The following is a 12,752-nucleotide window of genomic DNA, read 5'->3' on the forward strand; positions in this document are numbered from 1 at the left end:
ATATATCCTTTTATTTCTTCATTGCTTCATCAACAGCATTGCGAACAAATTCGACTTTAGGGCCATAAACGACATGGACATGGTTTGCTGCCGGAAAGAAGAATGCTGTACATCCAGACTCCAACATTAATTCTTTATCTATTTGATTAACTTCACTAATATCAATACGTAATCGTGTAATACAGTTATCAACATTACGAATATTTTGTTTACCGCCTAATGCTTGAATTAAAATCTCGGCAATTTCGCCATAACGTTTTTCTTTGATTAGCGTATTTTTCATATTGCTTGATTCTTCTCTACCCGGCGTTTTGATATCAAATTTGACGATAGCCCAGTAGAAAATAAAGTAGGTCACAACAGCCAGTGCGCTACCAATCAATACTAAGAAGATCCAGTTAGTATGTTCGTACAGTAAACCAAAAATCGTGAAGTCGAAGACTGTGCCTCGGATATAACCAATTGCAACACCCGCAAACGAGAGTAAAACTGCGCCAATACCCACGATAATCGCGTAAATTAAATAAAGTAGCGGCGCGATAAAGACGAAGGTAAATTCAAGAGGTTCTGTGACGTTACCTAACATGGCGGTTAAGACCATCGTCACCAACATCGATTTCACTTCAGGACGGTTTTCTTTTTTAGAGGTTCTGTAAATTGCTAACGCAATCGCTGGGAATAGGAACAGCGTAACAAGCATCTGTTGCTGAGCCATAAAACGCGTTAGGCTTGGCATCATTGTCCAATATTCACTGCTTGGTCCTTGGTTAAATAACACTTCCGTCATTGCAGGCACAACACCTACATAGGTTTGCCCATCAATCACATAAGAACCACCCGCTTCGGTAAATCTAAACAGTACGTTCCAGACGTGGTGTAAACCAAATGGAATAAAGAGACGTTCACCACCCGCGGTAAAGAAAGGCCCGACAGGACTTAAGAAGACAGCCGAGAGCTTGGTTAAGCCCATGACTAATACTTCCCAAATAAAAGGCAGTAGTGCACCGACACCAATCATTAATCCGACCATAATAATGGCGACAGATTTTTTTCCTGAGAAGAAGGCAAATGCCGTCGGTAATTCAAGATTATAGAATTTATCCGTTGCCCATGCAGCAATTAATCCCGTGATAATCCCTCCCGCGGCACTAATATTCATGGTTTGTATACCCAGAACCTTGATTTGCCCTACCTGCGTCATAACCGCAGGATCAGCAAGTTTTCCTGTCAATACCAGCCAGATATTGATAGTACTTATCAAGGTTAAATAGCCGACAACAGAGGCAAAGACCGCTATCCCCTTATCTTTGTGGCTCATACCATATGCCACACCCATTGCAAATAAGAGTGGGATATTGTCAAACACAACACCAGCAATCGAGCGGATACTCACTAATAAAGCATTGACGGTTTCATTTCCTAGAAAAGGAAAGCGTGCAATCATATAAGACTGAACTAAAGCACCACTGATCCCTAAGATCATACCAATAGGTGCCAACACACCGATAGGTAGAAGTAGGGTTCTACCAAAGCGCTGAATAGATTCGCTGAACTTTTTCCTGGCCATATTTTTTTCCTTATGACTTCTCGAATATAAAAGAATTACCGAGGTACTCTATCTTAGGGATTATAAGAAATGAATGACGTACTGGTTTTAAATATTATCTCAGGTCATGATTTATGACTTAGGTCATTTATTAATGACTAATTTAATAAATAACCGAGAATAAATGAATTTACTCTATTAAATAATATTTATTTTAGGGTTTGGAAGTCTGATTGAAAAGAAAGACTATTTTAGAACAAAGCATGATTAATCTAACAGAATAGATTAATACTATTCACGCTTTAATAATTTCAAAGAGATTCGAATAAACCATATAGATACCGCTGTCTCTTTTTAAAGTAAATTTTCCAACTCATTAATCAGTAAATCCACCAGCATAAAAAAGCCAATGCGAGATTTGGTATCATCTTTCTTTGTATCATGATTATCAGCAAAACAAAATAGAGCATGAGTTGCATAAGTGGTTAATTCGTTGGTATTAAATGCTGTCATGCTAATGATGTTGGCATCTTTTAACTGCACGATCTTTGCTGTCTCGATGATTTTCTTAGTACCACCTGAAAGGGAGATAAAGATCACCGTGTCGTCTTCATTAACAAGACGTGTAAACGAATCAGATAAATTATAATCATTAATAAAAAAGCAATGTAGACCTAATGCAAATAATAGATGTTCAAGGTAATACCCTACTGCTTTGCTCGTGCCTCTTGCAACAATAAAAATATTCCTAGAATGACGTAAAGTTTTTGCACACTCCTGAATTTGCTCTTCATTAATTAAGGTAAATGTTTTATTAATATTTTTTTCTAATTGTTTTTTATAGGACGCGGCATTAGTCTTTTCGACTTTATTTTTTGTTAAAATATAATTATTAATTTGAAATTTAAGCTCTTTAAATCCACTAAATCCCAATTTTTGCGATAAATTAATGATAACCGTTTTTGATACAAAGGTTTTGGCGACTAGATCATTAATATTTAAATACGGAATATCCGCAATATTATCGGTGAGATACTTTAATACTTTCTTTTCGCTGATCGTTAAATTGTCATAATTTTTTAAAAAATCCAGCATATCTCACCTAATAAATTAATCTAAAACATCTGATGAAAACAGCAAACATAAAAAGCAGTTCTGTTCTTTCTGCGAGTTTATATGAAATAAAGTGCATAACGAGTATACGTTAAATCATACAGTTATATAGGAGCAGAGTATTATTTTGTGAATTAGGATAATAATGAGCTCATTTTTTATGAGCCCAATACGTATTATTCGTTACCCCAGCGATTAAGAAACATGGCGATATCATCAATGCGTTTTTTATCAATACCCGCTTCTTTTGCCATCTCTTGCTGTGCGTTTTCGCTAATTTCTTCGTTATTCATTAATCGTGTAAGTAATAACTGGAAGTAGAGAGCAAGTGCATCTTCTTCTGCTTCAGCAACAGGCTCTATCGATTCCATCGCATACTCTTCGACCATATCATAATATTTAAAATGAATGTCATTGTTCATAAGTTGTCCCCAAGGATTAACGTTTATACTCGTCGTATTCAAATGAGTAAGAGTATATCTCTACATTCGCCTGTTAGCCTAAAATTCGCTATCATCCACTTCCTTCTTTTTTGCGGATAAGCTGATGTCTACGATTATTGATACTTTTATTGCTCCACCTTGCCATGATGAAATCGAGATCCTTTATCAAGATGAGCATTTAGTACTTATCAATAAACCAACTGGACTATTGAGCTTATCAGGAAAAAATCCACAAAACATCGACTCGGTACATTATCGATTAGTGAAGCTATTTCCAGACTGTACTCTTGTTCATCGCCTTGATTTTGGTACTTCTGGTGTGATGGTTGTGGCGCGCAATAAAGCAATCAACGCGCTTTTGTGTCAACAATTTAGTCTACGCAGAGTAACCAAAGTATACAACGCACTACTGTGCGGGCATTTAGATGAGAATGAAGGAATTATCGATGCGCCGATTGCAAAAGATCCATCTCTGTTTCCACGCATGTCGATTTGCCCCACTAATGGCAAACCTGCACGCTCTCGTTATCGTGTTATTGCGCGTTTTTATCAGACGTTAGAAGATGGAACATTATTGCCTCTAACGCGGGTACAATTTATGCCTGAAACAGGAAGGACACACCAACTTCGCATTCACAGCCAGTTTATAGGGCATCCTATTTTAGGTTGTGATTTATATGGCGGAGGCAACGAAGGTTTAATTGAAGAAAGGAAAGGAACAGAACGGACTCCGCGACTTATGCTTCATGCGAGTGAACTTCATTTTGTCCACCCCATTAGCCAAACACCCATAAAAGCGTGCAGTGAGAGCCCGTTTTAGCTATCGATATTTACAGTTTAAGTGCCTTTATTGTTTCATCGATATCGAGCTCATCTTCAGTAAAAATGATTTCTGTTCCGTGCATAGTGGTGATCGCAAGCTTTCTCAACGTGCGCATGTTATTCGCGCCATCCGCTGATTTTGGTCTGATGCTATTCATTAAGGTACCAACAGAAAGTACCGTATTTTCTTTATTGATATGCGTATCTGCAGATATCTCTTCACTATAAATTCGAAATGACTTAATGGATGCTAGTTTAACTCGCTCACCTGCAATATAAACGTATTTACTGTCTGGGATCACTTTCACTGCGTAAGCAGACAAGCCTTTCGTATTTGTGGTTGGTTCAAACGTGACATTGGCATCTGTCTTTATCAAAGCAGGGTTGGCAACTTTAATCACATGAAAATAACGGTTATCACCGTTTTCATCTTTAATAAATCCAAAACCTTTATCTTCAAACCACTTTGTGATTATTCCGTTCATTGCCATTATCGCCTACTTAATCGTTTATCTACAAAAATGTCCAGACGCAGTATAAAGCACAATGCGTATACAGACTATGCTTATAAACCACTTTGCTCATCACCACATCAAATCATCTGGAATTTTAAAATCAGCATAAGGATCGTCTTCATCTTGTTCTGTTTCGCTAAGTGCGTTATTTAACAAGATACAGTCCACATCTCGTTGGGTAATTTTATCCGCGACACTGGCAGGAATAATTGCGTATTCCGTTTTATCTGCGTTATCCAGACGCGCAATGGCGAGTCGTCCACTAATCAATTGAGATTGCGTCAGTTTATCCACCACAATATTTTTAATCACATTATTGTCAGTGAAGTTAAAGTCAATATCGCCTTTTGATGGCGTAATTTTATTCATTTCAATAAGTTGCTTAACTTGCGCTTTATATTCTTTAGATAAAGTGGCTTGTTTTTGTTGCTCACTAAGCCGTTTATCTCGCTCAAGCTGCGCTTTTTTATTTTCTTCTACGGCTTCTCTTGCTTCTCGCGCTTGAACGCGTGATTTTTTTGCTGTTCTTTGGACTTTTGCCATTTTTTTACTGGTCACAAGCCCAGCTTTTAACATTTGCTCTTGTAAGGTAAGTTTTGCCATTGTTATGCCTAAATTTGCTCAATCACTTTTGAAATTATACCTGTAATTTCCAAGAGTGCATTAGATTGTAAGATGAGTCAGTTAAGAGAGGAAATAGACCTTGTGAGATTTGAACCTATCCGTGCATTCAGAGTATATTGGAAAAACTATTATCAAACTTTCGCTTATAACAGGTAATACTAACAATGGCTCTGATCCCAAAAAACTATGCACGGTTGGAAAGTGGCTACCGTGAAAAAGCACTGAAAATCTATCCATGGGTGTGTGGACGTTGTGCGCGTGAATTTGTCTACTCGAACTTACGTGAACTCACCGTTCATCATATTGATCACGACCACACCAATAACCCAGAAGATGGTAGTAACTGGGAATTATTGTGTCTGTTTTGCCATGATCATGAACATTCAAAATACACAGAAGCAGACCAATATGGCACAACGGTTATCGCTGGTGAAGATGCACAAGATGATATAGGTGCAGCCACTTATAACCCTTTTGCTGATTTAAAATCGATGCTTAATAAGAAAAAATAGAGAACACAATGTCTGCTTTATCGTAAAGCAGACTATTTAACAAAATTTTGAGCTGTATATTATCCGTCTCAAAATCCGTCTTCTATGCCAAAATAAGCTAAAAAGAGAAGAATTGAATAAATAATAAAATCAATAATCGTTGTTTTTAATAAAATAAAAAAGGTGAGAATTTATCTAATTCTTATAATTGATAAAATCATTCACCTTTATATTAACTTAATATATTTTTAATTATACTCCATCTGAATATTTACAACACTTTTTACATTTCCAGCCTTTACCGTTGATGATGGCTCAGGTGCATATTCTGCATTGAATAAAGAGGTAAGAACATCTGCAGTAATATTATAAGCAACTGGCTCACCCGCTTTTATGGTTTTATTATATATATCGACTATCTTAAAACCAATGCCTTTGGCAGGATTATTAGTTTCTGTATTTTTAAAAACAGTTCTATTACTATCTACTGTTGTGCCTATAAAGGTAATATTTATTGTATTATTTGTATTACACTGTAAATTTATTGGTATTCTTTTTGATGTATTTGCACCCGCGTTATAATTATCAAGAGTAATAGATGCAGAAGGGGTAGAAAAGTCACAGGTTGGCTCTAATATTCGTACTTCACTAGATGTTCTTACTGGCACTAAAACATTAAAAGCCTCATCAGCGCCAGGAAGATCGGCTCTTCCTCTTAGCTCCATTTTAAATAATTCAGTCCCTGCTGGAATGATGCCGGCAGTAGGTTTAAATCTAAATACGTTAGCTGTTATTTGATTATTTGCTATCTTATACCATTGCTTAATATTATTTGGATGCCTAATTGAGCCACTATATACACCACCAATATCAGAGTTATCTTTCCCCCCTGTATATGGTAATAAATATTGGTCATTTAGTAATTCTTGTGAAACTCTAGGAGACCATACACCAAACACATTGTAATTTTGCCAATTATCATTAGTCTTAAATTCCCTTATTTCTTTTGATTGAGCAAGTGAACATTTCACGGCTACATTAGCCGATATTCCTTTCGCTGCGTCGCTTGGTTTTATAACTGGCGGTAATCCGACTACATAAAGTGCCTGATCGGATGGTAAAATACTTCCAGAAGGCAATCCATATTCTCGCGCTCCCTCATAGGAGATAGAAGGACTAATGTCACCACAATAAATTTTCCAATCTGCATAGGAGTAAGTACTTACAGAAAATAAAGCAAATGTTAGAATTAATGACTTATATTTCATAATAAAACTCTCTATAATTGGCTAAGCCCAAGTATATGTAACATTAATAATTGATTGTAATGTTCCAGATGAAGTCGGACCGTTTAATTTAATAACCCTAGCAGACAGATTAAATATGACTGTACTATTATTTACATTACCTATTTTTTTATTTATAGAATCACCTGAACGAATTAGCACTGAATTATCCTTGTTTCTAATTTGTACGCCGACATTCGTTGATGTTCCTTTGTTAATAAAATATCTGTTTGCAACATTATAGTCACCCGAAAATACAGCCGAAACATTATTTGTTACATTAGGGCAATTAGTCATAGTAATATCAAAATCCACCCAATCTGAATAAGGGTTTAGTTTATAAGTAAAAATATCACCTAAATCGACGACTTTATTTGATGGAATAATAGTACACGGCTTAGCTAATACTTTTCCATAAATCGTGACAACCGAAGTTTTAATTTCTTTAGCATATGTTAATGAAGGCAAGCTGAATAAAAGTAGCATACTAATAATATATTTAGTCATAAAACCTTCTTTATAAGTATTCAAGAACGAAATTTGCAGTTGCTGTAAATTTACCCATTGTAACGGGTAAACGAACAGAGACTAATTCCGCATTTAAATTAATCACATTACTTACACTGGGTTGCAAGTCGACCATTACAGCTCTATTTTTATTAATAGGGATCTGCGTACCGTTAGCATTAGTTATCATAATGGCGACTCCTGTTGCTGCTGCTGGCACACTATCTAATTTTAATAAGTCACGATTAGAAGGATCTTGCTCACCATTAAAACTTAAATATGCCCCTCTCGCAGTTTCTCCACACCGACTTAATACAATATTAAAACTTTTTTTAGGTCCTCTACGATCTAAATCTAAGAAATTTTTATTTGCATTAGAACCTAAATTAACAGTAAAGTTTTGGCTTCCTATTTCAACTTCACAAGAATTAGACCAAACTTGCCCTTTAATAGTTATTTGCGTTTGTGCTTTAGCAATACTTGATATAAAAGGCAAAAGAAAAATTATCGCTAAAATATAAAGTGGTTTTTCCAGTTTCATTATTCACCTTCACTTTATTGACATTGAGCTGAGAAATTAACAATAGACTGGTTTTTCTCAATATTTGATAAGTCATATGTGAAGGAACAGGCTTGGTCTGCTTGGTTGCCCCATTTCACATTAATCATTCCTTTATCATTTAGACCTGCAATATAAGCTTGGCCAGCATCACCAACAAAAGAGGAAATACTTTTATTTTCTATCGTGGCAATAGCACCAAAAGGTACTGGATTTCCTTTATAAGTAATATTAATAAAGGCTTTATACCCCACCTGAGGATCAAAGCTTGCGAGTACTACAGCATCATTATCTGGTACTACGCTGACGATAGCATTTTCAATTTCAACATTTTTAGGTAGCTTAGTAATATCCAACTCTACTCTGTTTACACGATAGTTCGATGCATAAGGAATAAGTGCATAACCACGACTATCCGTTGAAATACCCCGATGTCCCGCAATTGGCGTATTACTCGCACCTGGCGCTTTAACTAAAATTGCCGTTTGATTTAGAGATTGTCCAAAGGTTATACCGTCAGAGTGAATTAAGGCCCCGCCTGACATACTATAATAGAGCTGTGAACTATCTTTATTATAAGAGTAGCCGACATTAGTGATCATTTTAGGTGAAAAATAGCTACCTGAAATACTACTTTGGTATAATGTTCTTTCATTCTTATTATACCCTTGCGATATATTGTAGCTTAATGCGTCATTCTCAAGTAAATTGCCACTTAATGTCATTTGATCGCTCAATGAACCATTTAAGTCAGAAACAAATGAATTACTAATATAACTATTTTTATAAATAGCTGTACTATCTGGTGATAAAAATAGACTCATCGGAACGGACATATTAAATGATAGCATTTGATCATTCTTATCATTCCATACCGTCTTATTATTAGAGTAGTTAGTACTAAAAGAGATCCCATTGTAACTAGTGGAATAACCAACTTGTAATAATGTCTCTTTTTTAGACGTGTTCCAATATGTTTTATTCTCACCACTTAAATATATTGAACCAAATCCAACTGGCTGAGAGATGTTAATACTTGTTTTACCTTTTATTTTAAAGTTCAAGTCATAATAATAGTTATCATCATTGTCATATTTATCCGAATTCATATATTTATAGTTAGTATCATTAAAATCATAATAACCACTCGTTGAATAGCGATAGCCTGCAAAATGAATATCAGTATCTGTTTTTTCTAAATTCTTTTGATAAGATATTTCAAACTGTTGCCCGTCATGAGAACTGTTATCGGCAAGTTTTGAATGCGCTTGTGTAACAGAAAGGGATACCGCTCCTAACGTACCTAAATTTTTTGCACTACCTAATGTAAAGCTATTATAATTTTTGGATAATTGTGTACCACTAAAAAGAGTTAAATCATTCTTTAATCCATAATAGAATTCACCCATTACGAATTTATTTTTTTCAACTTCAGCGCCTCCATTCCTGACTTCACCAAAATTAATAGCATACTGAAAACCACCTGCACGTTGCATATTGGGTAAAGAAGACCATGGAACCGTAAATGATTGAGTACTACCATCTGCTTCTTTTATTGTTACATATAAATCACCACCTGAGCCCACGGAATTTAAATCATTTATTTCAAAAGGACCCGCAGGCACCGTTTCTTGATAAATTTCATATCCGCTCTGTTTAATAGAAACAACCGCTGTTCCTTTCGCAATACCTCGGACAACAGGCGCAAAATTACGCAGACTATCAGGTAACATAGACTCTTCTGACGTCAGTTTAATCCCTCTAAAACTGACACCATCATATAAGTTTGATGATGTATAAGTATCCCCTATGATTAACCGCGAGCGCCATTGCCCTAAATCACGAGATAAGGTTGTATTAATATGATTGAAATCAGTTTTAGAGCCCTGTTTGCTACTATTATAATTCCATGTTGAATAGTCTCTTAATCTCCACGCACCAATATTTAAACCAGATCTTAAATTTAAATAATGTCGATTTGAAGAGCTACCTTTATAATCATAATTACCACCAGAATAATTATAATTAATGATAGCACTCGTAATACCACTACTCCATTGACTAGGAGGGATATATCCTTTTGCTTTATTATCAATATATAACTGTGGTATTGATATATCTAAGCGTAATTTACCAATATCTAAATTTGTTTTTGCATCAGGAAATATTTCATCTATCGTTGTCGTTGTTTTTATTTCTTTAGGAATATATTCATGTTTAATTGGCATAAGGCCAATTTCATTCTCATTAAAATACGGCTGCATCTTTCTTTTATCATTATTAAACTTAAAATCTAAGGTTAATGCTGATAAAAAATTATTATTGATATAGACATCAACTTTGTAAAAGCCGTCTGGGATTTCTTGACCTTTCTCAAAATTTGATAGATCAGCAACATTTTCAACATTATCCGATATAAGTAACGGATTAAACCATAAGTCTTGTGCCGATGAATTAAGACTGACAATATAAACAAGAAAAGCAGAAGTAATACTATACTTACTACTTTTTTTAAATTTGTGATCTTCTCTCATAATGCATCCAGTCTATATAGAAAATTTATATTTTCTTTGTGATCCTTGGTGTCATAGAACCATAGTCATTAATGGTTTCATAACTGATTTCATTACTTACTTTTGAAGTAGATTTAATAGGAATATTAGCCTCACCAAAAGGTTCAACCATAATATTGTCTAGATCATCATTATTTAATTTCAGCTGAACAATGGTCACAAAAACAGGAGAAGGATTCTTGATAATTAATTTATCATTAGAGACAGTAAAGACCAGTTTGCTAGGTGCTTCTTCTAATGATTTTAATAATCCATCAGGTCTATAAAACATTTTAATTCTATTTGTAATAGAGAATTGAAGTATATTTTTATCTGCATCTTTTTTATCAGAAGCTGGAATTGATTTAACATTAACCCAAAATAAAGATTCTCTATCTGTAGGTAATTGTGTATTTTTTTTGTCCAGAATTAATAAATTATTCTCTTTTTTTCCTTGCATCATAAAAAGAGGTGGAGTGATAACAAATTGCTCACTTTTTTGACCGTTGCTATTTTCTATCCAAGATTGAATTAAATAAGCATCTTCATCTAAACTTGTATTTACAGGCAATACAACTTGCTCTTTATCCATAGGAAAAATAACTCTTGTTGTACCTAAAGATACGCCAGCTTGTGCCCATAATGACACACTCATCATACCTATAATTAGAGTTATAACTCCAATAATTCTATTTTTGAATATCATTTAATTGATCCACTTTTATTTTACTGATAACTGACAAGCAGTTCTGTTGCAACTTCTGGAATAAGTTTTACTTTATCTTTTTTTATTATTCGATATTTTGCAATCAAATAAAACTCAAGAGAATCATCATTTGACTGATAGTTAGGATCAAACTCTGAACTCACAACAAGTAAATTCTTATTATGATCAAATAAAACAATTCCAGTATGATATTTTATATTTCCATCATATTTTTTTATTAAAAAATCCTGATGATTAGAAGACACTTTATTAAATGAAACAGTAACTCCATCAGCGATGTATCTTTTACATCCCTTAAAGATAAATGAATATTTTAATAAATTTATAATGTCTTTTTCTTGTTCTATATTTGAATCAATAATTCGTTCAAGATCTCTTTTTTGGTAGTCTCCGTTAATATCTAATTGACAGGTTGAATTAACAATACTCCCATTAAAGAAAGTAAACCCACTGATCTTTGCATCTAGATTACCACTTTTAGCATTTCCTAAAAGTGGTAACGCTAATGCAAATATGAAAATGAGGATCCTCATATCTGCTTTACTATCAGTTAGTCATACTGAACATTAAATGTAGCTACTGCATTTGCTTGTCCAGCTTGTACAGTATCACCAGTAGAGATATAACGTGCAGTTAAAGGAATGACATTTCGTCCATTAACCAGCACAGTTTTAGCACCAAAAGTACTGCCATCAACTTTAAGATTAATACCACCTTGGTCAATAATATTGATACCAATGTTTTTTGCTGAACCATCCGTGTTACCAGAAAGTGCAAGAATATCATTAGCGGTAGATGTTTGACCTAAGAATGAGAAAGCAACATTCTTTGCAATAGCCGTATCGCAATTATTTAAAGTAATATTAAAATCTTTAGCGTCAGATTTATCACCTTTAGCAGCAAAAGCAGAAGTTCTTACCTGACCCATTTCAACGGTCTGATTCATTGATTGGCTATCGACAGAACAACCAGCAGCAACAACCTCCCCAACAAAGTGAACGGTACCACCATTTACTGTCACAGTTGCAGCATTAGCATATCCAGCAAATGCCATTGTTAATACTGCAGCCAGACTAGATAATTTTAATAATTTCATTTTAACACCTTTCGTAAGTTATAAATATAAACACTTCTTTTTCAGACAAAAACATAGCAATATAAAATTAATTTTAAATTAATTTTATATATATTAGTCTCAATACTTTTCTGTAATGGAATTAGAGAAAAAGCCAATGAATAATAGCGTTAGATAATTACATCAATATTATTTTTTGGATTATCATTATAGATAACTTCTCTAATATAATCATCCCATGTTAAATCAAATATCTTTAAGCATTTATTTAACATTGTAATGGATAAAATATTTTTTCCATTTTCATATCGAGAAACTTGTTGCTGGCTAATAAAAAGGAAACTACCAAATAAAACACCATTCCAACCTCTACTAATCCGATGTTTTTTTATAAAGGCACCTGTTTTTATATTTAAATCAATAATGTCATCATTCTTATTATTCATTTAAAATCTCCAGCTTATTTTATCTTCGTTATTAACCTATAAAATA

The 12,752-nt window shown here is 34.2% G+C and carries 15 protein-coding genes; 2 read left to right on the forward strand and 13 right to left on the reverse strand.

From position 1 onward, the window contains the following. Window positions 1-10: 10 nt before the first annotated feature. From SB028_RS18830 to SB028_RS18840, 3 genes are all read right to left on the reverse strand, one after another. Window positions 11-1,567 carry a PTS transporter subunit EIIC gene (locus SB028_RS18830; RefSeq protein ID WP_069369468.1) on the reverse strand — a complete coding sequence of 519 codons (1,557 nt, stop codon included), beginning with the start codon at window positions 1,565-1,567 and terminating at the stop codon, window positions 11-13. 333 nt (window positions 1,568-1,900) lie between these two features. Continuing rightward, window positions 1,901-2,641 carry a MurR/RpiR family transcriptional regulator gene (locus SB028_RS18835; RefSeq protein ID WP_069369467.1) on the reverse strand — a complete coding sequence of 247 codons (741 nt, stop codon included), beginning with the start codon at window positions 2,639-2,641 and terminating at the stop codon, window positions 1,901-1,903. Window positions 2,642-2,835: 194 nt separating this feature from the next. Beyond that, the gene (locus SB028_RS18840) at window positions 2,836-3,081 is read right to left on the reverse strand and encodes a DUF2543 family protein (protein WP_036914285.1); all 246 of its coding nucleotides are present in this window, start codon (window positions 3,079-3,081) and stop codon (window positions 2,836-2,838) included. 124 nt (window positions 3,082-3,205) lie between these two features. Here SB028_RS18840 and SB028_RS18845 point away from each other — a divergent pair, with 124 nt between their 5' ends. Beyond that, complete coding sequence (locus SB028_RS18845; RefSeq protein WP_069369466.1) at window positions 3,206-3,922, forward strand: RluA family pseudouridine synthase; 717 nt, start codon at window positions 3,206-3,208, stop codon at window positions 3,920-3,922. 10 nt (window positions 3,923-3,932) lie between these two features. Here the strand turns inward: SB028_RS18845 and SB028_RS18850 are convergent, their stop codons facing one another. Both SB028_RS18850 and SB028_RS18855 read right to left on the reverse strand, forming a co-directional pair. Further along, window positions 3,933-4,415, reverse strand: a complete 483-nt coding sequence (locus SB028_RS18850; RefSeq protein ID WP_069369465.1) for a cold-shock protein — start codon at window positions 4,413-4,415, stop codon at window positions 3,933-3,935. A gap of 93 nt (window positions 4,416-4,508) precedes the next feature. Further along, a complete protein-coding gene (locus tag SB028_RS18855; protein WP_069369464.1) occupies window positions 4,509-5,042 on the reverse strand; it encodes a DUF2058 domain-containing protein in 534 nt (177 codons plus the stop codon). 185 nt (window positions 5,043-5,227) lie between these two features. On the opposite strand from SB028_RS18855, the gene yajD reads away from it, so the two are divergent. Further along, on the forward strand, window positions 5,228-5,575 hold the full coding sequence (gene yajD, locus SB028_RS18860) for an HNH nuclease YajD (RefSeq protein ID WP_069369463.1): 348 nt from the start codon (window positions 5,228-5,230) through the stop codon (window positions 5,573-5,575). Between the two features lie 227 nt (window positions 5,576-5,802). Here the strand turns inward: yajD and SB028_RS18865 are convergent, their stop codons facing one another. The 8 genes from SB028_RS18865 to SB028_RS18900 form a co-directional block, all read right to left on the reverse strand. Further along, window positions 5,803-6,822 carry a fimbrial protein gene (locus SB028_RS18865; protein WP_069369462.1) on the reverse strand — a complete coding sequence of 340 codons (1,020 nt, stop codon included), beginning with the start codon at window positions 6,820-6,822 and terminating at the stop codon, window positions 5,803-5,805. Window positions 6,823-6,843: 21 nt separating this feature from the next. Then, a complete protein-coding gene (locus tag SB028_RS18870; RefSeq protein ID WP_069369461.1) occupies window positions 6,844-7,347 on the reverse strand; it encodes a fimbrial protein in 504 nt (167 codons plus the stop codon). A gap of 10 nt (window positions 7,348-7,357) precedes the next feature. After that, window positions 7,358-7,888 (reverse strand): fimbrial protein, encoded by a 531-nt coding sequence (locus tag SB028_RS18875; protein ID WP_069369460.1) that lies wholly within the window; start codon window positions 7,886-7,888, stop codon window positions 7,358-7,360. A 14-nt stretch (window positions 7,889-7,902) separates the two neighbouring features. Beyond that, the gene (locus SB028_RS18880) at window positions 7,903-10,440 is read right to left on the reverse strand and encodes a fimbria/pilus outer membrane usher protein (protein WP_069369459.1); all 2,538 of its coding nucleotides are present in this window, start codon (window positions 10,438-10,440) and stop codon (window positions 7,903-7,905) included. Window positions 10,441-10,465: 25 nt separating this feature from the next. After that, window positions 10,466-11,164, reverse strand: a complete 699-nt coding sequence (locus tag SB028_RS18885) for a molecular chaperone (protein ID WP_069369458.1) — start codon at window positions 11,162-11,164, stop codon at window positions 10,466-10,468. Between the two features lie 20 nt (window positions 11,165-11,184). Continuing rightward, window positions 11,185-11,718 carry a fimbrial protein gene (locus SB028_RS18890; RefSeq protein WP_069369457.1) on the reverse strand — a complete coding sequence of 178 codons (534 nt, stop codon included), beginning with the start codon at window positions 11,716-11,718 and terminating at the stop codon, window positions 11,185-11,187. Window positions 11,719-11,735: 17 nt separating this feature from the next. Beyond that, a complete protein-coding gene (gene fimA / locus SB028_RS18895; RefSeq protein WP_069369456.1) occupies window positions 11,736-12,281 on the reverse strand; it encodes a type 1 fimbrial major subunit FimA in 546 nt (181 codons plus the stop codon). 149 nt (window positions 12,282-12,430) lie between these two features. Further along, complete coding sequence (locus SB028_RS18900; RefSeq protein ID WP_069369455.1) at window positions 12,431-12,706, reverse strand: helix-turn-helix domain-containing protein; 276 nt, start codon at window positions 12,704-12,706, stop codon at window positions 12,431-12,433. Window positions 12,707-12,752: the final 46 nt, after the last annotated feature.

It is taken from the genome of Proteus vulgaris (assembly GCF_033708015.1).
Lineage (GTDB): Bacteria > Pseudomonadota > Gammaproteobacteria > Enterobacterales > Enterobacteriaceae > Proteus.